Source organism: Vibrio penaeicida, from assembly GCF_019977755.1.
GTDB lineage: Bacteria > Pseudomonadota > Gammaproteobacteria > Enterobacterales > Vibrionaceae > Vibrio > Vibrio penaeicida.
In genome coordinates, this window is sequence record NZ_AP025144.1 from 172,753 (window position 1) to 194,506 (window position 21,754).

At 45.2% G+C, this 21,754-nt stretch carries 21 protein-coding genes; 16 read left to right on the plus strand and 5 right to left on the minus strand.

Annotated elements, in window-relative coordinates:
* The first annotated feature begins 35 nt into the window (after positions 1–35).
* On the plus strand, positions 36–1,409 hold the full coding sequence (hemN, locus tag LDO37_RS00785) for an oxygen-independent coproporphyrinogen III oxidase (RefSeq protein ID WP_399481183.1): 1,374 nt from the start codon (positions 36–38) through the stop codon (positions 1,407–1,409).
* A 107-nt stretch (positions 1,410–1,516) separates the two neighbouring features.
* On the opposite strand, the gene LDO37_RS00790 is transcribed toward hemN, so the two are convergent.
* Positions 1,517–2,152 (minus strand): DUF2959 domain-containing protein, encoded by a 636-nt coding sequence (locus LDO37_RS00790; RefSeq protein ID WP_126606104.1) that lies wholly within the window; start codon positions 2,150–2,152, stop codon positions 1,517–1,519.
* Positions 2,153–2,186: 34 nt separating this feature from the next.
* Between LDO37_RS00790 and LDO37_RS00795 the strand changes: the two genes are divergently transcribed.
* From LDO37_RS00795 to LDO37_RS00805, 3 genes are all read left to right on the plus strand, one after another.
* Positions 2,187–3,086 (plus strand): virulence factor BrkB family protein, encoded by a 900-nt coding sequence (locus LDO37_RS00795; protein WP_126606105.1) that lies wholly within the window; start codon positions 2,187–2,189, stop codon positions 3,084–3,086.
* Positions 3,083–3,517 carry a D-aminoacyl-tRNA deacylase gene (gene dtd / locus LDO37_RS00800; protein WP_126606106.1) on the plus strand — a complete coding sequence of 145 codons (435 nt, stop codon included), beginning with the start codon at positions 3,083–3,085 and terminating at the stop codon, positions 3,515–3,517. Before LDO37_RS00795 ends, dtd begins: the two co-directional genes overlap by 4 nt.
* Positions 3,518–3,610: 93 nt before the next feature.
* Positions 3,611–4,528, plus strand: a complete 918-nt coding sequence (locus LDO37_RS00805; RefSeq protein ID WP_101114541.1) for a bifunctional GNAT family N-acetyltransferase/hotdog fold thioesterase — start codon at positions 3,611–3,613, stop codon at positions 4,526–4,528.
* Positions 4,529–4,534: 6 nt separating this feature from the next.
* Here LDO37_RS00805 and LDO37_RS00810 read toward each other — a convergent pair whose 3' ends face one another.
* The 4 genes from LDO37_RS00810 to hslR form a co-directional block, all read right to left on the minus strand.
* The gene (locus tag LDO37_RS00810; RefSeq protein WP_126606107.1) at positions 4,535–6,469 is read right to left on the minus strand and encodes an AsmA family protein; all 1,935 of its coding nucleotides are present in this window, start codon (positions 6,467–6,469) and stop codon (positions 4,535–4,537) included.
* A gap of 126 nt (positions 6,470–6,595) precedes the next feature.
* Positions 6,596–8,221: a phosphoenolpyruvate carboxykinase (ATP) gene (gene pckA, locus LDO37_RS00815; protein ID WP_126606108.1), complete on the minus strand. Its 1,626-nt coding sequence runs from the start codon at positions 8,219–8,221 to the stop codon at positions 6,596–6,598.
* 344 nt (positions 8,222–8,565) lie between these two features.
* Positions 8,566–9,441: an Hsp33 family molecular chaperone HslO gene (hslO, locus tag LDO37_RS00820; RefSeq protein ID WP_126606109.1), complete on the minus strand. Its 876-nt coding sequence runs from the start codon at positions 9,439–9,441 to the stop codon at positions 8,566–8,568.
* A 17-nt stretch (positions 9,442–9,458) separates the two neighbouring features.
* Positions 9,459–9,848: a ribosome-associated heat shock protein Hsp15 gene (gene hslR / locus LDO37_RS00825; protein ID WP_101114537.1), complete on the minus strand. Its 390-nt coding sequence runs from the start codon at positions 9,846–9,848 to the stop codon at positions 9,459–9,461.
* A gap of 259 nt (positions 9,849–10,107) precedes the next feature.
* On the opposite strand from hslR, the gene gspC reads away from it, so the two are divergent.
* From gspC to LDO37_RS00885, 12 genes are all read left to right on the plus strand, one after another.
* On the plus strand, positions 10,108–11,046 hold the full coding sequence (gene gspC / locus LDO37_RS00830) for a type II secretion system protein GspC (RefSeq protein ID WP_126606110.1): 939 nt from the start codon (positions 10,108–10,110) through the stop codon (positions 11,044–11,046).
* A 42-nt stretch (positions 11,047–11,088) separates the two neighbouring features.
* Positions 11,089–13,119, plus strand: a complete 2,031-nt coding sequence (gene gspD, locus LDO37_RS00835) for a type II secretion system secretin GspD (RefSeq protein WP_126606111.1) — start codon at positions 11,089–11,091, stop codon at positions 13,117–13,119.
* Entirely contained in the window at positions 13,119–14,624 is a 1,506-nt protein-coding gene (gene gspE, locus LDO37_RS00840) for a type II secretion system ATPase GspE (protein ID WP_126606112.1), read from the plus strand. The genes gspD and gspE overlap by 1 nt, the downstream gene beginning before the upstream one ends.
* Positions 14,624–15,847 carry a type II secretion system inner membrane protein GspF gene (gene gspF, locus LDO37_RS00845; RefSeq protein ID WP_126606113.1) on the plus strand — a complete coding sequence of 408 codons (1,224 nt, stop codon included), beginning with the start codon at positions 14,624–14,626 and terminating at the stop codon, positions 15,845–15,847. The genes gspE and gspF overlap by 1 nt, the downstream gene beginning before the upstream one ends.
* A 149-nt stretch (positions 15,848–15,996) precedes the next feature.
* Positions 15,997–16,446, plus strand: coding sequence for a type II secretion system major pseudopilin GspG (gene gspG / locus LDO37_RS00850; RefSeq protein ID WP_126606114.1), 450 nt, complete (start codon positions 15,997–15,999; stop codon positions 16,444–16,446).
* Positions 16,447–16,490: 44 nt separating this feature from the next.
* A complete protein-coding gene (gene gspH, locus LDO37_RS00855) occupies positions 16,491–17,075 on the plus strand; it encodes a type II secretion system minor pseudopilin GspH (RefSeq protein WP_101114531.1) in 585 nt (194 codons plus the stop codon).
* On the plus strand, positions 17,062–17,439 hold the full coding sequence (gene gspI / locus LDO37_RS00860) for a type II secretion system minor pseudopilin GspI (RefSeq protein WP_126606115.1): 378 nt from the start codon (positions 17,062–17,064) through the stop codon (positions 17,437–17,439). The genes gspH and gspI overlap by 14 nt, the downstream gene beginning before the upstream one ends.
* Complete coding sequence (gspJ, locus tag LDO37_RS00865) at positions 17,426–18,103, plus strand: type II secretion system minor pseudopilin GspJ (RefSeq protein ID WP_101114529.1); 678 nt, start codon at positions 17,426–17,428, stop codon at positions 18,101–18,103. The genes gspI and gspJ overlap by 14 nt, the downstream gene beginning before the upstream one ends.
* A complete protein-coding gene (gspK, locus tag LDO37_RS00870) occupies positions 18,096–19,112 on the plus strand; it encodes a type II secretion system minor pseudopilin GspK (protein ID WP_126606116.1) in 1,017 nt (338 codons plus the stop codon). The genes gspJ and gspK overlap by 8 nt, the downstream gene beginning before the upstream one ends.
* A complete protein-coding gene (gspL, locus tag LDO37_RS00875) occupies positions 19,081–20,340 on the plus strand; it encodes a type II secretion system protein GspL (RefSeq protein WP_126606117.1) in 1,260 nt (419 codons plus the stop codon). Before gspK ends, gspL begins: the two co-directional genes overlap by 32 nt.
* A complete protein-coding gene (locus LDO37_RS00880; RefSeq protein WP_126606118.1) occupies positions 20,337–20,825 on the plus strand; it encodes a type II secretion system protein M in 489 nt (162 codons plus the stop codon). The genes gspL and LDO37_RS00880 overlap by 4 nt, the downstream gene beginning before the upstream one ends.
* Before the next feature lies 1 nt (position 20,826).
* Positions 20,827–21,585 carry a type II secretion system protein N gene (locus LDO37_RS00885; protein WP_126606119.1) on the plus strand — a complete coding sequence of 253 codons (759 nt, stop codon included), beginning with the start codon at positions 20,827–20,829 and terminating at the stop codon, positions 21,583–21,585.
* Positions 21,586–21,754 lie beyond the last annotated feature (169 nt).

Genomic DNA, 21,754 nt, shown 5'->3' on the forward strand with positions numbered 1-21,754 from the left:
ACCGGAAGCACAAAGCGATGTCGAGTCACAAAACAATGTCGAGTGAGCAAATTGTTTGGGATCAAACTGTATTAGATAAATACAATTACTCAGGGCCGAGATACACTTCTTATCCAACTGCGTTGGAATTTCATGAAGCCTATACCATTGCTGAATTCGATATGGCCTGCGCACAATACCCAGAGCGCCCATTGTCACTGTACGTGCATATTCCGTTTTGCCACAAGCTTTGCTACTACTGTGGTTGCAATAAGGTGATCACACGTCATCAGCATAAAGCGGATGAATACCTAGATGTACTAGAACATGAAATTCGACAACGTGCTTCCTTGCTTCACCATCGCCATGTGACGCAATTGCATTTTGGAGGGGGGACACCAACCTTCCTTGATAAGACCCAAATATCACGTTTGATGTCTCTGCTTCGTGAAGAGTTTCAATTTGATGCGAGTGCTGAAATCAGTATCGAAGTTGATCCAAGAGAGATTGAGCTGAATATGCTTGATCACCTGCGTGCTGAAGGGTTTAACCGTTTAAGTATTGGTGTTCAAGACTTTGATAAAGAAGTACAAAAACTGGTTAATCGTGAGCAAGATGAGCAATTTATCATCGACATGGTTGAAAAAGCCAAACAGCTTGGTTTTCGCTCTACCAATCTGGATTTGATTTACGGTTTACCCAAGCAAACTCAAGCTTCTTTTGCGAAAACGTTAGAGCAAGTGCTGAAAATGCAACCGGGTCGTTTGTCGGTGTTTAACTATGCCCACATGCCTCAGCTATTCGCCGCGCAGCGTAAAATCAAAGACGCTGACTTACCTGCGCCAAGTGAGAAGATGGCGATTCTTCAAGATACCATAGGTACATTGACGGGCGCAGGTTACCAATTCATTGGAATGGACCACTTTGCGCAACCAGAAGACGAGCTTGCAGTCGCACAACGCGAAGGCATTCTGCACCGTAATTTCCAAGGCTATACCACGCAAGGCGATTGCGATTTAGTGGGATTTGGAGTGTCTGCGATTTCTATGATTGGAGACAGCTACGCTCAGAATCAAAAAGAGCTGAAGAAATACTATGCCCAAGTTAATGAACTGCGTCATGCGCTTTGGAAGGGCGTATCGTTGGATTCTGATGACCTGCTGAGACGTGAAGTCATAAAACAGCTAATCTGCAACTTTAAGCTGGATAAAACGTTCATTGAAAATGAATTTGATGTTGAGTTTAATCGCTACTTCAAAGAAGACTTAGAACTGTTGCAAACTTTTGTGGATGACAGGTTGGTCGAAGTGGATGATACCGAAATTCGCGTCACGTTGCGCGGTCGCCTGTTGATTCGAAACATCTGTATGTGCTTCGATAAATACCTACGAGATAAGGCACGTCAGCAGCAATTTTCACGCGTGATTTAGAGAAACTCGAATATTTGAATAAACAAAAGGGGCTTGATGCCCCTTTTTGGTGTTTTGAGTCTATATGGCTTTTATCAGTACCGAACGAAGGCTCTGTAGAGTTCGGCCTATTTAAGCTTCGCCAAAAATTTATCCGATTCTGCTATGGCGGATTTCATCTCTTTGATCGCCACTTCAATGTCTTTCTCTAAACTCATAAACTCGCCTTGCAGTGACCCAATGGCACTCGCATTCAAGTTATGCTTTAAATAGAGTGTGTTGTCTTGTAAGGTGTTGAGCACAGGCGTCATTTTTTTCTCTGCCCGCTTCATGGCACGTAGCATGGTATTGTATGACGCCTTGGTTTGCTTGAGTTTGGACTCACTGTCGCGGCGAAGTTTACTGCTAGTGTATAGGGTGAGCTCTTCTTCCCATTCCTCAAAAAGGGCATCCGACACATCTTCAATGGAACTGATTCGACTAGAAACCGCTTCAGCTGCATCTACGCTGTCTTCATACTTGGCGTCGATTTTCTTATACATCGATTCCAAATCGCCGCCATCAAATTGCGTTAAGGCAGAAAGGGCTTCAAGTGCACTCGAAAATTCCTCTTGGGCTTCTTGTTGTGCGGTTCTGGCATCTTCCACCCTATCGACCATGATGTCGCGTTTGTGAACACCCACTTTCTCCATCGCTGAATAATACGTTGATTGGCATCCAGTAATAAAAAATAAAGACATAGCCATAGCAAAAACAAAACGCATTTGGATTTCCTTTTCGTATAGAATTGAAAGAACTATGGACGACTTAACAAGGAGATACAAGTTGAAGTTCGAAGAGATCGCCGTACATTCTCAACAATTTTTCCGTTATCTACTTGGGCGCATGGGACATGACCGTTTAACCGTAAGTGCTGGGTACATGGCGTACATCACGCTATTGTCGCTTGTCCCTATGTTGACAGTATTGCTTTCGGTGCTTTCTAAATTTCCGGTGTTTGCCAATGCAGGGGACGTTCTTCAGGAGTTTGTGATTACTAACTTCGTGCCAGCAGCCGGAGCAGCAGTGAAGTCAGCACTGAATGACTTTGTTGCTAATACTGGCAAAATGACCGCGGTTGGTGGCGGTTTTCTGTTTGTGGCTGCCTTGATGCTGATTTCCAATATCGATAAAAACTTAAACTATATTTGGCGTGTAGAAAAAAAGCGTCGCCGTGTGTATTCGTTTTCAATGTACTGGATGGTGTTAACACTAGGGCCGATTCTTGTTGGCACTTCTATTGCCGCCACGTCTTATGTGACGTCTCTTAATTTGATTGAAAGCGAGACTATATCGACGGTGTACTCCGAATTGTTGAGTTGGTTGCCTTTTATTTTATCTTTTTGTGCATTTATGGGGCTATACATGTTGGTGCCAAACAAGAAGGTAATGTTGAAAGACGCAGCGCTAGGCGCTCTCGTGGCTGCCATACTATTTGAACTGAGTAAAAAAGGTTTTGCTATGTATATTACTCAGTTCCCGTCTTACCAGCTTATTTACGGTGCATTAGCTGCTATACCGATTCTTTTTGTTTGGGTTTACTTGTGTTGGTTGATTGTTCTGGTAGGAGCAGAAGTGACAGCAAGCCTTGGAGAGCGAGAAATGTGGTACAGTACCGAGCTCGAAAATAAAGAAGAACAACAAGGAAGCGACGGATGATCGCCTTAATTCAAAGAGTCAGTGAGGCTGCAGTCCATGTTGATGGCACTGCAGTTGGCGAGATCAATAAAGGGATTCTTATCCTGCTTGGTGTTGAAAGAGAAGACGACGAAGCCAAGGCGAAACGCCTGATGGAACGTGTTCTAACCTACCGAATTTTTGAAGATGATCAGGGAAAAATGAATCTGAATGTCCAAGAAGTGAACGGAAGTGTTTTAGTCGTGTCTCAATTTACATTACCGGCGGACACGAAAAAGGGGACACGCCCGGGCTTCTCTAAAGGTGCCCATCCCGTCGAGGCGGAGCGTTTGTACGATTATTTCTCTGATCGATGCGCCGAAAAAATCAGTACAGAGAGAGGACGATTTGGCGCTGATATGAAAGTGTCTTTGGTCAATGATGGACCAGTGACTTTCTGGCTACAAGTTTAGTCAGCAAGACCAAGCTTCAAATATCCGTATAAGCTTTCAAACTGCATACAAGCTTTCGATCTCTGAAAGAGTGCTAACGAGCAAAGGAATCTCATGTTTAAACTAGTCACCCCAAAAACAGCGAACCAGCTGAATAAGTACTACCACTTTCGCTGGCAAATGCTGCGTGAACCTTGGCGTTTGCCTGTCGGTTCGGAAAGGGATGAATACGATGAACTTAGCCATCACAGAATGATCGTCGACGGTAAAGGTCGTCCGATGGCTATTGGGCGTTTGTACATTACGCCTGATAATGAAGGTCAGATCCGCTACATGGCGGTGAAACCGAATCGCCGAAGTAAAGGTATTGGATCGCTAGTTATGGTGGCGTTGGAGTCGTTTGCTCGCCAAGAAGGGGTTAAGCGCTTAGTGTGTAATGCACGTGAAGACGCGATTGCCTTCTACGAGAAAAATGGCTTTGAAAGCCAAGGTGAACTCAATGACGAACGTGGTCCTATGCGTCACCAACAAATGGTGAAATCGCTGGATCCATTGGCGAATGTATTGCGACGTCCGGAGTGGTGTGCAGAATTGCAAGATCGCTGGGAAAGCCAAATCCCTATTAGTGACAAAATGGGCATTAAGATCAATCAATACACGGGCTACCGTTTTGAATGCAGTGCTCAGCTAAACCCTAATTTAAACCCTCACAACACCTTGTTTGCTGGTTCAGCGTTTACTTTAGCGACACTAACGGGGTGGGGGATGACTTGGCTCTTGATGAAAGAGCGTGAGTTGGAAGCAGACATTGTGCTGGTGGACAGTCGTATACGTTACTGCCATGCCGTTGAACAAAGCCCAATTGCAGCAACGTCGCTCGATGGAATCAGTGGTGACTTAGACAGGTTAGCCGCTGGGCGTAAAGCACGTGTCGTCATTAATGTGACGATTTACAGCGGCGAACATGCGGCTGTGGAGTTTACTGGCACGTACATGCTTCTGCCTAATTATCAGGGAATGCTAGGGCGCTAGGGAATGCTAAGGTATGAGTTTTTCTAGTGTTTGACAGTCTTCTCGTGTAATCGGAGCACTAGAGAGTGGTTGATACATCCACTCTCCACATTCCCCTTTTAACATGAGCGTAATGTTTCCCTTATCCGCATTCACCAAATCAACATTTCCATGTATCGAACCGGCAAAGTCTCCTCCTTGAATGCGCGATTCTTGCATTGTGATTCTTCCTCGATCGACATCAATAATAAAGTCAGACACAGAAACGGGCTCAGGTTCTTTCTTTGATAGCTCAAGAGGGATACTAGGATCCATCAATGCAGCGAAGTGAGAAGCGGTCGTCAGGTCGCGAAATTGGGTCGAAATGAAGCCTGAAACGCTGTGATTGAATGAAGCCGTGTCACCAGACAACCCCGAGAGCTCAAATTGGGTGTCAGTCAGGCCCGACAAGTCGAGAGGCAGTGGGTGAACGTACTGAAGTGTCTCTATCGGAATACCATCACCTTGGAATTTGAGCGCCCACGGACGGCTGTGTTGACGATAATCCCACTGTCCTTGCGCGCGAATCAGTCCATCATTAACTGGGATGATGACTTTATCCAGATAACTGATTCCAGCATTGGCATGAGCTTCTACAAGTAATTGAGAGCCAATCAATTTTCCAAAGTTGGCACTGTTTGCTGTTAATGCTAGTCGCCCTTGCCATAAGCCAACTTGACCATTTCTAAGTACATCCAATTGATTTCCCTGAATATTTAGTCCGGAGATCTGGCGTTTTGGCTCTGACTCTAGGTCAATATACTGCGCACGTTTTACGGAAAGCTGGTCAATGGTCAGATTGGCGAGACGGTCGATTTGTTCTTTAAAAGGCGTCAGTGACAGCTCGCTGTCGGTATGCCATTCAATACCCGTTAAGTTAAGTTGCGCTAAATGCCAAGTATCAGGAGTAAACTCGCCATTAACCTGGATATAGCCTTGATCCATTCCAAGATTGGCACTGTGCACCGTAATAAGATCAGGTGAAAAGCTGGCTTCAAGAGCGGGTTCTAGCCACAGTTGATCGGCATAATCAATGCTTTCAGCATTGAGTGAAATCGAGCCAGAGGGCTGTTTCCATAATCCGAAGGGAAAGCGAATGTCTTCCAGTGTCATATCTGCCTGAACCATCGCGAAAGAAGGGAATTCCAAATCGCTACGCAGTACATCTAAGCGCTTTATGGCAATCTCAGAGCTGTCGGTACTTGCCCATTTGAATTTCTTGAGGGTTTTCCAATCGTTTTTAGTTACTGTCAGCTCATTCAGCGCGGCGTTAACGACGCTCCAACGCCCGTCTTTCCATTCGGCTTGACCAGATAGTGTTCCTCCGCGCCAGCTGAAGGACAGGCCATATATCTTCTTACTGTCTGCAAAAATATCGGCGTCTAACAACGTATGATTGAAAGCTTCATTTTGCCAATAGATTTGATCGGCGCTCAATTGAATTTCGCCATACCAACGCCATACAGGATGATCGCTAACAACGGGCTGTTTTATCTGGAATTTAAGCCCTCTTACGATCCATTCTTGGTTGGAGAAATCGAGGTTGTCCACGGCAATTTGGTGCACTTTAACAAAAGAAAGTGGGCGAATGTTGGGTACGCCCTTTTGTAGTTGCATCCCACTGAGCTGCAAACTCGCAATACTGATTTTTGTGCCATTAAAGATTTCAGGGTCGAGCCAGATATTTGCTGTTTCGATGAACATGGGTTCAGGCTGCGTTGAAAGCTCAACACCATGAAGTGTTAATTGATATGGGGATTGATACTCCACGTTTTCTATTTGGATAGTGAGGTTACTCACTTGATTGGCAATGAAATTCACCACCGACGTAGCATAGCGGGTATGCAGGCTGCCAAATAATGCCAGCACTGAAACAACGATCAGCAGTAAGAATAAAACCACAACCGTGGAGGCTTTTCTCATCTTCCTTGTTCCAAATTTCTCAATCCAGCTTTCAGATTGGCTCAATTATCGATTGGATTCAATAAAAAGCCCCTCGAAAGAGGGGCTTGGTAATGGATTTGCTACTTTAATCCACTTTCGTAAGCATTAACTGAGTTGAGGACCCGCCGCAACTAATGACTTACCTTCATCATTGTCTGTGTATTGGGCAAAGTTATTGATAAAGCGGTTGGCTAAATCCTCGGCTTTGCTATCCCACTGAAGTGGATCGGTGTAGGTGTCACGAGGATCAAGAATGCCGGTATCAACACCATGTAAAGCAGTTGGCACTTCAAGGTTGAAGACTGGGATGACTTTCGTATCTGCGTGGTCAATCGAGCCATCTAGAATCGCATCGATGATTCCGCGAGTGTCTTGAATCGAGATGCGTTTGCCTGTTCCATTCCAACCAGTGTTGACGAGGTAAGCTTCCGCTCCAGCAGCTTCCATACGTTTCACCAGCACTTCAGCGTACTGAGTTGGGTGCAATGTTAAGAATGCAGCGCCAAATGCAGCAGAGAACGTTGGTGTAGGTTCTGTGATACCGCGCTCTGTACCTGCCAGTTTTGCTGTGAACCCAGACAAGAAGTGATACTTCGTTTGCTCTGGAGTTAGCTTCGATACTGGAGGAAGAACCCCAAAAGCATCAGCAGTAAGGAAAATAACTTTCTGCGCGTGACCTGCTTTCGAGACTGGTTTAACAATATTATCGATGTGGTGTATTGGGTAAGAAACACGTGTGTTTTCAGTCTTAGAGCCATCATCAAAATCGATAGAGCCATCAGCGCGAACGGTTACGTTTTCCAGCAAAGCATCACGGCGAATAGCGTTAAAAATATCGGGTTCCGCTTCTTTGGATAGACGAATCGTTTTGGCGTAACAGCCTCCTTCAAAATTGAAGATACCGTCATCGTCCCAGCCGTGTTCATCGTCCCCAATAAGTTCGCGTTTCGGGTCGGTTGATAAAGTCGTTTTACCTGTTCCTGATAAACCGAAGAACACAGCGACATCCCCTTCTTTGCCAACGTTAGCGCTGCAGTGCATTGAAGCGATACCTTGCAAAGGAAGAAGGTAGTTCATTACGGCAAACATCCCTTTCTTCATTTCACCGCCATACCATGTGCCTCCGATGATTTGCACACGCTCTGTAAGGTTGAAAGCGACGAAGTTCTCGGAGTTCAGACCTTGGGCTTCCCAATTAGGATTGGTTGTCTTCGCTCCATTCATAACAACAAAATCCGGTTCGAACGAGGCAAGTTCTTCATCAGTAGGACGAATGAACATGTTTTTTACGAAGTGGGCCTGCCATGCAACTTCTGTAATGATTCGAACGCTTAAGCGAGTATCAGGGTTGGCACCGCAAAAACCATCAATTACAAAAAGACGCTTACCTGAAAGCTGATCCGTCACCAAATCTCTTAGCTCAGTCCATGTTTCTTGGGTAATTGGCTTATTGTCATTTTTCCCTTGATCAGACCACCACAGAGTGTCTTTGGTCGTCTCGTCTTTAACGATGTATTTATCTTTCGGTGAGCGACCAGTAAAAATACCAGTGTCGACAGCAACGGCACCAAGTTCTGTAACTGTACCTTTTTCGTAGCCTTCAAGCTCTGGGCGTGTTTCTTCTTCAAACAACTGCTCATAACTTGGGTTACGCAAAACCTCAGTCACGCCAGTGATTCCGTGTCGGGTAAGATCGATGTGTGCAGCCTTTGTATGTTCCATAACGGTCATAGGTGCTCCTTGTAGGGTATAAATTGTAGGGGTTTTGTAATTATTTATAGTTTTCTGCTCACCACTTTGGCAACTTTGAGCAACTCTCATCTCAGGTCTTGTTGAATATTTTATCCCTGAGGTGAGTGGGGTTTTTACACTCTTGTCACAGTTTGGCTTGCTCATTTTATCGCTCGCGCAATCCTTTGCGCTAGATCAAAAGGATTAATACTTTGACAAAAATAAGTATAGCGTACGGTGATATAAATGTGTGTTTTAGTAGCGAAAAGGCATTAAAAAAGCCAGCATTGAGCTGGCTTTTAGAAAGTATTCTAGGTGCTTATTAAAGCGTGAAAAATAATGGATTAGTGAAGGGTATCGTTGCTGTCAGTGGCTTGCTCATAAAGCTCAGATACGTCATCTTCGTTAAACGAGTAATCCGTGCCGCAGTAATCACAATGTAAAGAAACGGATCCTTCAGTCGCTAAAATGTCATTAATTTCATCTCGTGAAACTGTGATAATGGCAGCGCCACTTCTTTCACGCGAACAGCCGCAGAAAAACTCGACTGGCTGTGCTTTAAACAGTTGTACTTTCTCTTGGTTATAAAGACGATAAAGTACATCGTTAGCGGGCAATCCAAACAACTCTTCATTTTTCACCGTGTCGGTGAGTTGCTCTAGGTGTTCAAAATCATTCGCTGAACCAGTGCCATCTGGCATGGTTTGCAACAACATACCTGCTGCATGTGCTTTACCTTCATGTTCACCAAGGCGGAACCATAGGCGAGTTTGAAGCTGTTCAGAGCGTTCAAAATACACTTCAAGAACTTCTGACAACGTTTCCCCTTCTAGACCGACCACACCTTGGTAACGTTCGCCTTGCTTAGGAGCAATGGTGATCACGAGGTGACCTTTGCCTATCAATTGATGTAGCGTTGCGTCATCGGCTAGATCGCCTTCCCAGCGAGCTACTCCGCGAACTTTCTGGTCATGATCGCCATTGATCACAACTAACGGAACAGGGCCATCACCCTGCAATTGGAGTGTGATAGACCCTTCGAACTTTAGAGTCGCAGTTAGCAGCGTTGTGGCAACGAGAAGCTCACCCAACAGATTTTTAACCGGTACTGGGTATTCCTTGCTTGAAATGATTTCTTGGTACGTACTATCCAGTTGTACCAATTCGCCACGAACGGATAAATTTTCAAATAAGTAGCGATGCAATTGGTTGTTTGCCATGCGAGGAGCTCCAGCATTTATTGATTCTTGAACTTTATGATGTCTCGACGCTGTTTTTTATCCGGGCGTCTTTCCGGGCTTGGGCTGTACAGGGTATTCAGCTTTCTTTTTTGTGCATTGTCTTCACGTTTAAGAAGGCTGTCTTCGGTTTCTCGGTAAAGCAGTTGAGCTTCTGGAGCGCCGCGACGTTGATCGGATATCTTTTCAATGATCACCGTTTTCTCTTCATGCCCTTGTCTCAGCAATATGGTTGCACCAAGTTCGACAATTTTGCTCGGCTTGGAACGTTGACCATTATAATGGACTTTTCCTCCATCAACCATATTCCGTGCGATAGATCGCGTTTTGTAGAAACGAGCGGCCCAAAGCCATTTGTCGAGCCTAACCGTGGCAGTATTTGAACTCATAGTAAATTCGTGTCTCTAATGATTGACTTGCCTCATTATTTACACAATGGTGACGAGTATGAGGGTTTTCAACCTAAAATGGGATGAAACGTAATCAGTCTAAAGTCTGTTAATGTGAATTGTTGCTAATCTTTATAAGAACGATATTTGGTATCCATCAATTTATATGACAATGCGCAAGCCTTTGTGTAGGCTTTGACTTTTATTTATCAGACTGCCTTAACATATCTGAAGTTTTAATACAGGGAGCGCATGATACATGTCATCTTCGGTGGTGCAAAAATATCAATTAGATCAGAAGTTCACCGCTTTTCTGGCGTTTATCGTCAAACAACAAGGAAAGCTGAGTGCCTGGTTGACATTATTGCTGATTGCCATCTCTGCTTGGATTGTCGGGCAGCTTAGTTGGCAATTAATTCCTCAAGACAGCGGCGTTACCCGCTGGTCGCCGACAACAGTGGCTACACAGGCTGTTCCTGGATCTATCGAAGCAGCGTCGGGTGATGCTATCGCTTCTTTGCTCGATGCCCATCTATTCGGTCGTTATTCTGATAAACCAGTGGCAAAACCTAAGCCAAAGCCTGTCGTGAAAGACGCACCCAAGACTCGATTGAGTTTGGTTTTGGTTGGAGTGGTTGCAAGCTCTTCAATAGACAGCAGTTTGGCAGTCATTGCTAACCGAGGCCAACAACAAACGTATGGTATTGGTGAGCAGATTGAAGGCACGCGCGCTTCACTTAAAGGGGTATTGGTTGATCGCGTAATTATCGATAATCAGGGGCAGGATGAAACTTTGATGCTAGAAGGTGTCGAATACAGCAAACTGGCACAACAAAATGCATCAGAACCACCGCCAACATCCGATTCAAATGTCGGAAGCTTTCCAGGTGTTAACGAGATTGAGCAGATCAGACGCGAAATTTCTCAAAACCCTCAGCAAATAATGCAATACATTCGTCTTTCTCAGGTCAGAAGAGAAGGCGATATCGTAGGGTATAGAGTAGGACCTGGTAGCCAAAGAGATTTGTTTGATGCGGTTGGGTTAAAAGAAGGTGATATCGCGACGCAACTTAATGGAGCGGATCTGAGTGACCCTTCTGCCATGGGAAAAGTGTGGCAAAGTATATCTGATATGACGGAATTGAACCTGACAGTCGAGCGCGACGGTCAAAGGCACGAAATCTTTATTGAGTTTTAAAACCGACGCAGAACTGCGTTGGGGTATGAGTGGGAGTATCACGTGAAACAGTGGTTAAACAAAGGAACCTGGTTGCTTGCTGGTAGCCTTGCATGGTCACCAGCATTGGTGGCAAGTGAGTTTAGTGCCAGTTTCAAGGGAACCGATATTAAAGAGTTCATCAATATTGTTGGACGTAACCTCGAAAAAACCATCATTGTCGATCCGGCAATTCGAGGAAAAATCGATGTTCGAAGTTATGACGTGTTGAATGAAGAGCAGTACTACCACTTTTTCCTAAATGTTTTGGAAGTATACGGCTTTGCTGCAGTAGAAATGGAAAATGGCGTACTTAAGATCGTACGTGATAAAGATGCCAAGACGGCTGCTATCCCTGTTGTTGGAGACGAGACTCGTGTACAAGGCGATGCCGTTATCACGCGAGTTGTGGCAGTACGAAATGTATCCGTAAGAGAACTTTCTCCATTATTACGTCAGCTAAATGACAATGCGGGTGCGGGTAACGTCGTGCACTATGATCCTGCGAATATCATATTGATCACAGGTCGTGCGGCGGTTGTTAACCGCCTTGCTGAAATTATCGAGCGTGTTGACCGTGCAGGTGACAAAGAAATCGAAGTTGTAGAGCTTAGAAATGCATCTGCAGCGGAAATGGTTCGTATTGTTGAGGCATTGAACAAATCGACGGCTCAAAAAAATACTCCCGCTTTCTTAGAACCTAAACTAGTGGCGGATGAGCGCACTAACTCGATTCTTATATCGGGTGACCCGCAGGTTCGTAAACGCCTACGCAAGCTTATCATGCAGTTGGATGTAGAAATGGCAACCAAAGGCAACAACCGAGTGGTTTACCTTAAGTATGCTAAAGCGGAAGACCTTGTTGATGTGCTGAAAGGTGTTTCCGATAATCTGCAAGCTGAAAAGCAAGGCGGAGCTCAAGGTGGCGGTGGTGCGAAAGCACGTAACGAAGTCATGATCTCTGCTCACGTTGGTACCAATGCATTAGTCGTAACGGCTCCGCCAGATATTATGCGTGCCATCGAAGATGTGATTTCCCAATTAGACATTCGCCGTGCGCAAGTGCTTATCGAAGCGATGATCGTGGAGTTAGATGAAGGCGATGGCGCTAACCTTGGTGTTCAGTGGGGTAACTTAAGTACAGGTGCTGCTGTACAGTTTGCGAATTCTGGTGCGTCTATAGGCAGTGTTATGGTTGGCTTGGAAGAAGCTAAAGATACCACTGAGACAAAAGCGGTTTATAACTCCGACGGCGAGTTTTTGCGAAATGAAACGACCACCACTAAGGGTAGCTACGACACTTTGGCTAAGGCGCTTGGCGGTGTGAATGGTGCCGCGCTTAGTTTTATCGCGGGTGATTGGACTGCGTTAGTGAGCGCTGTTTCAAGTGATTCCAATTCGAATATTCTTTCTTCTCCAAGCATTACGGTGATGGATAACGGTGAAGCGTCATTTGTTGTTGGTGAAGAAGTGCCTGTTTTGACTGGTTCTGCTACTGGCTCTAATAATGACAACCCATTCAGCACGGTTGAACGAAAAGAAGTCGGTATCAAACTGAAAGTGGTTCCGCAAATCAACGAAGGCGACTCAGTTCAATTGACCATTGAACAAGAAGTGTCGAATGTATTGGGTGCAGATGGAGCGGTCGATGTACGATTCGCTAAGCGTCAACTTAATACGTCGGTGATGATTCAAGATGGTCAAATGTTGGTACTAGGTGGTTTGATTGACGAACGTGCTTTAGAAAGTGAAGCGAAAGTGCCATTGCTCGGTGACATTCCAATCTTAGGGCATTTGTTTAAATCAACCAGTACAAAAGTATCGAAGAAAAACCTGATGGTCTTTATCAAGCCAACCATTATTCGAGATGGCGTAACGGCCGATGGTATTAGCCAGCGCAAATACAACTACATTCGTGCCGAGCAACTTCTCAAAGCTGAAGAAGGCTTGAAGTTACTGAATGATGAATTTGTTCCTGTGCTTCCTAAGTATGGTGAAGATATTCGCCACCCTGAAGAGTTGCGAGCATTCATTGAGCAGCTGGAGGCAAAATAATGGCGGATACGCTGGTCGTTTCTGAAGGCTTTGTTCGCTTACCTTTTGCTTTTGCTAACCGACATAAAGTGGCGATGGAAGTCGCCACTCAGCCGGGTGCTTTACCTAGCCTTTATTATGTAGAACCTTTAGCACTTGACGTACTCACTGAAGTACGTCGAGTGGTGAAAAAATCATTCACCCCTGTTGCTCTTGCCGCTCAAGACTTTGAGAGTAAGTTAACAGAGTTGTATCAACGAGACTCTTCTGAAGCGCGTCAGTTAATGGAAGATATCGGTGCCGACAACGACGACTTCTTTTCGTTGGCTGAAGAGCTGCCACAAAATGAAGACTTGTTGGAATCAGAAGACGATGCGCCAATCATCAAACTGATTAACGCTATGCTCGGTGAAGCGATCAAAGAAGGCGCGTCGGATATTCATATCGAAACCTTCGAAAAATCCCTTTCCATTCGTTTCCGTGTGGATGGCGTTTTGCGTGAAGTTCTCGCACCAAGCAGAAAGCTAGCACCGTTGCTTGTTTCTCGCGTTAAAGTTATGGCGAAATTGGATATTGCAGAGAAGCGAGTTCCGCAAGATGGTCGAATTTCACTGCGAATAGGTGGACGAGCGGTCGATGTTCGTGTGTCGACTATGCCATCATCACACGGTGAGCGTGTGGTGATGCGTCTTCTTGATAAAAACGCGACTCGCCTTGATTTACATAGCCTTGGTATGACGCCTCGCAATCATGACGGCTTCCAAACTCTGATCAAACGTCCTCACGGTATCATTTTGGTTACTGGTCCTACGGGTTCAGGTAAATCCACCACCTTGTATGCGGGTCTTCAAGAGCTGAACAGCACCGAAAGCAATATCTTAACGGTGGAAGATCCGATTGAATTTGATATCGACGGTATCGGTCAGACTCAGGTAAACCCGAAAGTAGACATGACGTTTGCCCGTGGCTTACGTGCAATTCTTCGTCAGGATCCCGATGTGGTGATGGTCGGGGAAATACGTGACTTAGAGACTGCCCAAATTGGTGTTCAAGCATCGTTAACGGGTCACTTAGTGATGTCGACTTTACACACCAATACAGCAGTAGGTGCGATTACGCGATTGCGTGATATGGGTATCGAACCGTTCTTGATTTCGTCTTCTCTACTGGGCGTCCTTGCACAGCGATTGGTTCGTACCCTTTGTCCTGATTGTAAGAAGCCATATGAAGCAGATAAAGAGCAGAAAAAGCTGTTTAATCTGACAGAAGCTGAGCCCCTTACGTTGTACAAAGCCTGTGGTTGTGAATCGTGCAACTTTAAGGGATATCGTGGACGTACTGGTATCCATGAATTGTTGGTTATCGATGATGACGTTCAAGAGCTTATTCATAGTGAAGCCGGAGAACAAGCCATTGAAAAACATGTACGTGGTGCCACACCAAGTATTCGTGATGATGGTTTGAGTAAGGTCCGCCAAGGGAAAACGACGCTTGAAGAAGTCATGCGCGTGACCAAGGAAGTATAATGGCGGCATTTGAATATAAAGCTCTGGATGCTAAGGGAAAACAGAAAAAAGGTGTTATCGAAGGGGATAACGCACGCCAAGTTCGTCAAAAGTTAAAAGAACAAGGCTTGATTCCTGTTGAAGTGATTGAAACAAAAGTAAAAGAAGCGAAAGCCTCTTCGTCTGGTTTCTCTTTTAAGCGTGGGATCAGTACCAACGATTTAGCATTACTGACTCGTCAACTATCAACACTCGTTCAGGCAGGAATGCCCCTAGAAGAATGTTTGAAAGCCGTCGCGGAACAAACCGAAAAAGCGCATATTCGCACCATGATGGTGGCAGTTCGCTCTCGAGTTGTTGAAGGGTATACGCTTTCAGACAGCTTAGGTGATTACCCACATGTGTTTGATGACCTTTTCCGAGCGATGGTAGCTGCGGGTGAGAAATCAGGGCATTTAGATACGGTGCTAGATCGCCTTGCCGACTACGCAGAAAACCGTCAGAAGATGCGATCTAAGCTTCAACAAGCGATGATTTACCCCGTCATGCTGACGTTGATCGCTGTCTCTGTTATCGCTTTTCTTCTCGCGACCGTGGTTCCTAAAATTGTCGACCAATTTGTTCAAATGGGACAAAAGCTGCCTGCATCCACCGAATTCTTATTACTGGCAAGTAACTTTGTTCTGAACTGGGGCGTGGTTTTGGTTGTGGTGACCCTGGTCAGCATTGTGTTGTTTCAAGCTGCGCTGCGAAAACCGTCTATTCGCTTAAAGTGGGATCGTTGGATCCTCGGATTACCTGTTATTGGCAAAGTAGCACGCGGTCTTAATACCTCTCGTTTTGCACGCACACTGTCGATTTGTACGTCCAGCGCCATTCCCTTATTGGACGGTATGAAAGTCGCAGCAGACGTAATGAGCAATCAATTTGTCAAAGAGCAAGTTTTGTTGGCAGCGGATAAGGTCCGAGAAGGGGCAAGTTTAAGAAAATCCTTGGAACAAACTCGTCTTTTCCCACCCATGATGTTGCATATGATCGCCAGTGGAGAGCAAAGTGGTGAGCTTGAGCAAATGTTGACTCGTGCTGCGGACAACCAAGACCGAGATTTTGAATCTCAGGTCAACATGGCATTAGGGGTATTTGAACCACTATTGATTGTTTGCATGGCCGGCATTGTTTTGTTCATTGTGGTGGCGACGCTGATGCCATTATTAGAGCTCAACAATTTGGTGTCAGGTAAATAAGAATCGAGTTAACGAAGGCGTGTGTCTTAATTTATTTTGTTTTATTTGTGCTTAAAGCGGTTCCATGAATTGAAATCGACTTTAAGCAAGTTGAATGTCGGAATGTAACGTGCGTGTAGAATGATTACAGCGCGCATTTTGGAGGAAATATGCATAACAGAAGTAATAAAAAGCAGTCTGGCTTTACGCTATTAGAAGTCATGGTTGTGGTTGTCATTTTGGGTATTCTGGCGAGTTTCGTTGTACCTAACTTATTAGGTAACAAAGAAACAGCTGACCAACAGAAAGCCATTACTGACATTGTCGCTCTAGAAAATGCTTTAGATATGTACAAGTTGGATAACAGTGTTTATCCATCAACGGATCAGGGGTTGGAAGCGTTGGTTTCTAAACCATCAGCTTCACCAGAGCCGCGTAACTACCGCGATGGCGGGTACATCCGACGCCTACCTAACGATCCTTGGGGTAATGAATATCAATATCTGAGCCCAGGTGATAACGGCACAATCGACGTCTTTACGTTAGGTGCTGATGGTCAAGAGGGTGGTGAAGGTGTTCAAGCCGACATTGGTAACTGGAACATGCAGGACTACCAGTAATTTTACTGGCTTCCCATTTTTCATTTGGTAGTAAGCGAATACGCATGAATAAACAACGTGGCTTTACATTAATAGAAATCATGTTGGTTTTAGTGCTCTTGTCACTCAGTGCGGTAGCGGTTATTACGACGCTGCCGTCTTCAAGTGATGATCGGCTTGAGGAACATGCTCAGCGATTTTCTCAGCGCTTACAGCTTCTTAATGAAGATGCCATGTTGAATGGAAAGGATTTTGGTGTTTGGTTTGATGAAGACAAAGGGCAGTATCGATTTGTAACGCTCACCAATGAAGGTTGGGAAAAAATGGCGGAAAATCGGTACTACTCAGAGTCGGATTTAGAAGCTGAATTTGCGATATCTTTGCAATTGGGCAGTGATGAATGGGGCGACGATGATCGCTTGTTTGAGCCAGGAAGTCTGTTTGATGAGGAGATGTTCGCCGATGAAGAAAAGAAAAAGCAATCACCTCCGCCTCAAGTAATGGTTCTTTCAAGTGGTGAGATAACCCCTTTTCAAGTTGCATTTTATCCCAACGTTGGGGATGAATTTCAAGATGGATGGCGTATTAAAGCCGCCGATAATGGGTTTATAAGTATATTCAGACCAGGAGAGCGCGATGAAGATGAATAGGCCAAGCGCCCATCGCACTCGTGGTATGACCTTGATAGAAGTGCTGGTAGCACTCGCTATTTTTGCAACGGCTGCCATCAGTGTGGTGAGGGCGGTCACTCAGCATATCAATACGCTCGGCTATCTAGAGGAAAAAATGTTTGCTGCCATGGTAGCGGACAACCAAATGGCAAAAGCTCTGCTTGGTAAAGCGCCAAAAAAAGAACAGAAAGGCAAAGAAGAATTGGCGGGACAGACATGGTACTGGTTGGTTAAACCCGTGCCAACTGACAATGGTGTTATCAGCGCTTTCGATGTGTCTGTTTCTAAAGAGGCAGATGGCAAAAGTGCCATAGTGACGGTGAGAAGTTATGCGTCACCATAAAGCATCAGGATTTACTCTCATTGAAGTGCTGGTGGCGATCGCGGTATTTGCCAGCTTAAGCATGGCAGCGTATCAAGTTGTTAATCAGGTACAGTTGAGCAACGCGCAGTCGATTGAAAAAACAGAGCGCCTGCAAACTATGCAGAGAGCGCTTATCTGGATGGATAACGATTTCAGACAGATGGCGTTACGCCAGATGAGAACCAACGGAGAATCGCCGTCTGAAACCTTGTTAAGTTACGGAGACTATGTCTTAGAATCTGATGATAAAGGCATTATTTTTAACCGATTAGGGTGGCAAAACCCGCAAAGTGTTTTCCCTAGAGGGGAAGTCACAAAAGTAGGGTATCGAATCCGTGAAGAAAAGCTTGAGAGGGTATGGTGGCGATACTCAGACACCCCAGCAGGTCAGTTACCTTTATCTCGTCCAATTTTGGAAGATGTTGAAGCCTTTTCCGTAACGTTTTACGAAAATGGTGAATGGAAAGAGGAATGGACTAAGCCTAGAGCATTACCTGCTGCGATTGCGATAACACTAACATTGAAAGATTACGGCGAAATAGAGCGAGTGTATCTGACGCCTGGCGGTGAACTTTCTATTGTTACTCCCAAGCAGCAACAAGGGTCTGAGGGAGAAAATTCTGGCGGAGGAAATAATGGTTAAGCGTTCCTCCCAATCTGGTGTGGCTTTAATCGTAGTATTGCTCTTGCTGGCTGTCATGACGGCAATAGCGGCATCGATGTCTGAGCGCTTGTTCATCAATTTTCATCGAGCGGGTAATCAGGTCAATCATCAGCAAGCGTATTGGTATAGCCTTGGTGTTGAAGCGTTAGCTAAAGTCGGTATAGAACAAAGCTACAAAGATAATGAAACAATCAACCTCAGCCAGCCATGGGCGTTAAAAGAACAGACATACCCACTGGATTATGGCACAGCCAAAGGTAAGTTGGTTGACATGCAGGCGTGCTTTAACATCAATGTATTGACCAGTGTTAAAGCTCGGGTAGAAACTGCCCAGAAGCCGTTTCTTGTTAAGGTGTGGCAAAACATTATTGAGCAACAAGACGTTGAACCCTATACCGCAGAAGTGATCGCGGATTCCAGTTGGGATTTTGTTGATAATGATGCCAATGTACTCACAAGTTATGGCGCAGAAGACAGTACTTATGAGGGGTTTCAGCCTCCTTATTTGACTGCGAATGGATTTTTAGCAGATCGCTCAGAGTTAAGAGCGATCCAGCAGGTAAGTGCGCCTATTATGGATAAATTGTCCCCTTTAGTATGTGCATTACCTACCAACGAGTGGAAACTCAACGTAAATACAATTTCCGAAGATCAGGCAGACATTTTGGCAGCCTTATTCCAGCCGCACTTAAGCAGCAGCAACGCCAAAGAGCTTATCGCCAATCGAAAATTTGATGGGTGGGACAGCATAGACAGTTTTATGTCAGAGCCAGTCATTAACGGAATTGAAGAAAAAGTGCGTAAGGAAGCACAGGCGCATATTGCAGTAGACAGCCGATACTTTGAGCTGGATGCTCAAGTGATGGTCGATGAATCAAGGGTCAGGATACGTAGCCTGCTCTACAGTAAGGATAGAAAACAAGCGACGGTCGTCCGTCGTAGTTTTGGAGGAATCAGTGAGCGAGTTTCTGACCGTAAGAGTAAGTAGTCAGGTAGACGCCCCAATACAGTGGCTGGTTTGGTCTCCGAGTCAGCAAGAGGTGATCGCAAGTGGTGATCTGAGTCACCGCGATCAACTGGGTGACATAGCGAGTTATGCCACCCAACGCCCGACCATTGTGTTGTTGTCTAGCAGTGATGTGCTGCTTAAAGAAGTAGATATACCTGCAGGTGGAGCGCGACAGCTAAACACCATGTTACCGTTTTTGGTCGAAGATGATGTTGCGCAAGATGTTGATGAGTTGCACTTTTCTGTGTTGGCTAAACGAGGTGCAAAAGCCGATGTTGCCGCTGTAGATCGTCAATTTTTAGATAACCTATTAAGTGATCTACGCGAGCACCATATTAACGTTAGGCAAATAATGCCTGACTGTCTTGCACTGCCTTGGCAAGACAGTGAGATAAGCGCACTCCAAATTAACAATCAGTGGCTATTCCGTAGCGGAGCTCATTCTGGGTTTACTCTCCAAAATGAGTGGCTTTCATTACTGCCATCTGAACCATTTAGTTTGGTTTCAAATCAAGATGACGATCCAGAAGTGCCTTTAGACGAAGAGACGCTTCAAGAAAAAGCCGTATCCAGTTATAGCCCTTTGCCGGAAGATCACGAACAACTTCCAGGTCAATGGAAAGCTGAAGACGCTGAACTAGCAATGTCGCTGCTTACGCAAGGCGCACTGGCATCGAAAGTAAACCTTCTTACGGGGAGCTTTAAGCCATCATCTTCTCTAACTAAACACTGGAAAGTGTGGCAAAAAGCCGCCATTGCAGCGGTGCTTTTATTAGGTGTACTGACCACACAAAATGTACTTCAAGTGAATGCATTTGAAGCACAAGCAGCAGAGTATCGAGCGGAAAGCGAGCGTATTTTCCGTCAAGTATTTCCGAATAAGCGAAAAATTCCGACCGTCAGTTACCTAAAAAGACAAATGCGTGATGAGGAGTCTCGTTTGTCCGGAGGTGGAGGCGATGAATCCATGTTGGTTTGGTTGGCTCAGTTGCCACAAGCCTTGAAAAAAAATGGTGCTATTGACGTCTTAAGTGTGAAATACGACGGTGCTAGAAACGAAATTCGTATTCAAGCGAAAAGTAAAGATTTTCAAACCTTCGAAACAGCACGAGCGGATCTCGCGCAACAATTTGAGGTTGAGCAAGGTCAGTTGAATAGAAGTGGCAGCGAAGTGTTTGGCAGCTACGTGATTAGGAGAAAACCATGAATAAAGTTAATGCATGGTGGCAATCCATATCGCAAAGAGAGCAGCGTTTAATGGCTGGTTGCAGCTTTTTGGTGCTGGCATTTGCTATATATTGGGGCGGCATTGCGCCGCTAAATGAAAGAGCGGATACAGCACAGACTAAAATCGCTAGTGAAAAGCAGCTTTTAGATTGGGTAACAAAAAGTGCGAACTCCATTACGACGCTCAGAGCAGTATCGGGTGGAAGTGTGAATGTATCTGGGCAACCACTTAATCAAGTTGTTTCTTCGACCACGCGACGATATCAAATTGAACTTATTCGAATGCAGCCACGTAGCGAAAGCTTGCAAGTATGGGTTCAACCAGTGCCATTTAATCAGTTAGTCTCTTGGCTTGCTGATTTACGTGAACAACATGGTATCGAAGTGGAATTTCTTGATATCACTCGTACAGAAACTACTGGTCAAGTTGAAGTAAACCGATTACAGCTAAAAAGAGGCAGTTAACTTGAAGCGTATAATTGGGTATGTGTCCGTTTTTGTTTTAGTGCTCATCGTAAGCCTTGTTGTGCACATGCCAGTTGCATTTGTGTATCAATATGCTCCCAAAATTCAGGGATTAGGCGTGGGAAGTCTGTCTGGAACGTTGTGGCGTGGACAAGCGTCTAAGTTAACGTGGCAAGGTCAAAATTTTGGTCAGCTTAGCTGGGACTTTCAACCTTCAGCCCTACTGACTGGCAAGGCTGAATATCAAGTGCGGTTTGGTCGTGGTAGTGAGCTCCAATTACACGGTAAAGGTGCTCTGGGTATGGGCTTTGGCGGGCTTTATGGTCACAGCATTTTTGCGTCGATGCCTGCTGAAAAAATATTAGGATTCGCGCAGATTCCCGCTCCAGTTCAGGTAGAGGGGCAATTTGAACTAGCGATTAAAGAGTTCCAATATGCTCAGCCATGGTGTGAAAGTGCAACGGGTAATTTGGCTTGGAATGGTGGCACGCTAGGCACACCACTAGGCAGTCTTATCTTGGGTGAAGTCACTTCTGACTTGGCATGCCAAGATAATAAATTGACTGCAAAAGGCGAGCAGAAACATGCTCAGGTGACGAGCGCGTTTGATGCAAACTTAACGCCTGACCAGCAATACAGTGTGAATGCATGGTTCAAGCCTGGAGCCGAATTCCCTCAATCGATGGGGAGTCAGCTGAATTGGCTGGGCAACCCGAATAACAAAGGTCAGTTTCCCTTTCAGTACTCTGGGCGTCTATAGAGGCGATTAGATGAATTAAAATGGCTCAGCATTGCTGGGCCATTTTGTTATTGATAACGTTATACTTAAACCACTTCAAGTTGTTAGCTCTGCGCCCTGTATTTGGAGATGGTTTGAGTGTAGATTGAGCTAATACGAACAAAAATCAATCTCGAAATGCCAACAGTTG

Excerpts from the sequence above, each read along its gene's own strand:
- hemN (WP_399481183.1), top strand. The coding sequence starts at position 36 with ATGTCGAGTGAGCAAATTGTTTGGGATCAAACTGTATTAGATAAATAC.
- LDO37_RS00790 (WP_126606104.1), bottom strand. The coding sequence starts at position 2,152 with ATGCGTTTTGTTTTTGCTATGGCTATGTCTTTATTTTTTATTACTGGA.
- LDO37_RS00795 (WP_126606105.1), top strand. The coding sequence starts at position 2,187 with ATGGACGACTTAACAAGGAGATACAAGTTGAAGTTCGAAGAGATCGCC.
- dtd (WP_126606106.1), top strand. The coding sequence starts at position 3,083 with ATGATCGCCTTAATTCAAAGAGTCAGTGAGGCTGCAGTCCATGTTGAT.
- LDO37_RS00805 (WP_101114541.1), top strand. The coding sequence starts at position 3,611 with ATGTTTAAACTAGTCACCCCAAAAACAGCGAACCAGCTGAATAAGTAC.
- LDO37_RS00810 (WP_126606107.1), bottom strand. The coding sequence starts at position 6,469 with ATGAGAAAAGCCTCCACGGTTGTGGTTTTATTCTTACTGCTGATCGTT.
- pckA (WP_126606108.1), bottom strand. The coding sequence starts at position 8,221 with ATGACCGTTATGGAACATACAAAGGCTGCACACATCGATCTTACCCGA.
- hslO (WP_126606109.1), bottom strand. The coding sequence starts at position 9,441 with ATGGCAAACAACCAATTGCATCGCTACTTATTTGAAAATTTATCCGTT.
- hslR (WP_101114537.1), bottom strand. The coding sequence starts at position 9,848 with ATGAGTTCAAATACTGCCACGGTTAGGCTCGACAAATGGCTTTGGGCC.
- gspC (WP_126606110.1), top strand. The coding sequence starts at position 10,108 with ATGTCATCTTCGGTGGTGCAAAAATATCAATTAGATCAGAAGTTCACC.
- gspE (WP_126606112.1), top strand. The coding sequence starts at position 13,119 with ATGGCGGATACGCTGGTCGTTTCTGAAGGCTTTGTTCGCTTACCTTTT.
- gspF (WP_126606113.1), top strand. The coding sequence starts at position 14,624 with ATGGCGGCATTTGAATATAAAGCTCTGGATGCTAAGGGAAAACAGAAA.
- gspG (WP_126606114.1), top strand. The coding sequence starts at position 15,997 with ATGCATAACAGAAGTAATAAAAAGCAGTCTGGCTTTACGCTATTAGAA.
- gspH (WP_101114531.1), top strand. The coding sequence starts at position 16,491 with ATGAATAAACAACGTGGCTTTACATTAATAGAAATCATGTTGGTTTTA.
- gspI (WP_126606115.1), top strand. The coding sequence starts at position 17,062 with ATGAAGATGAATAGGCCAAGCGCCCATCGCACTCGTGGTATGACCTTG.
- gspJ (WP_101114529.1), top strand. The coding sequence starts at position 17,426 with ATGCGTCACCATAAAGCATCAGGATTTACTCTCATTGAAGTGCTGGTG.
- gspK (WP_126606116.1), top strand. The coding sequence starts at position 18,096 with ATGGTTAAGCGTTCCTCCCAATCTGGTGTGGCTTTAATCGTAGTATTG.
- LDO37_RS00880 (WP_126606118.1), top strand. The coding sequence starts at position 20,337 with ATGAATAAAGTTAATGCATGGTGGCAATCCATATCGCAAAGAGAGCAG.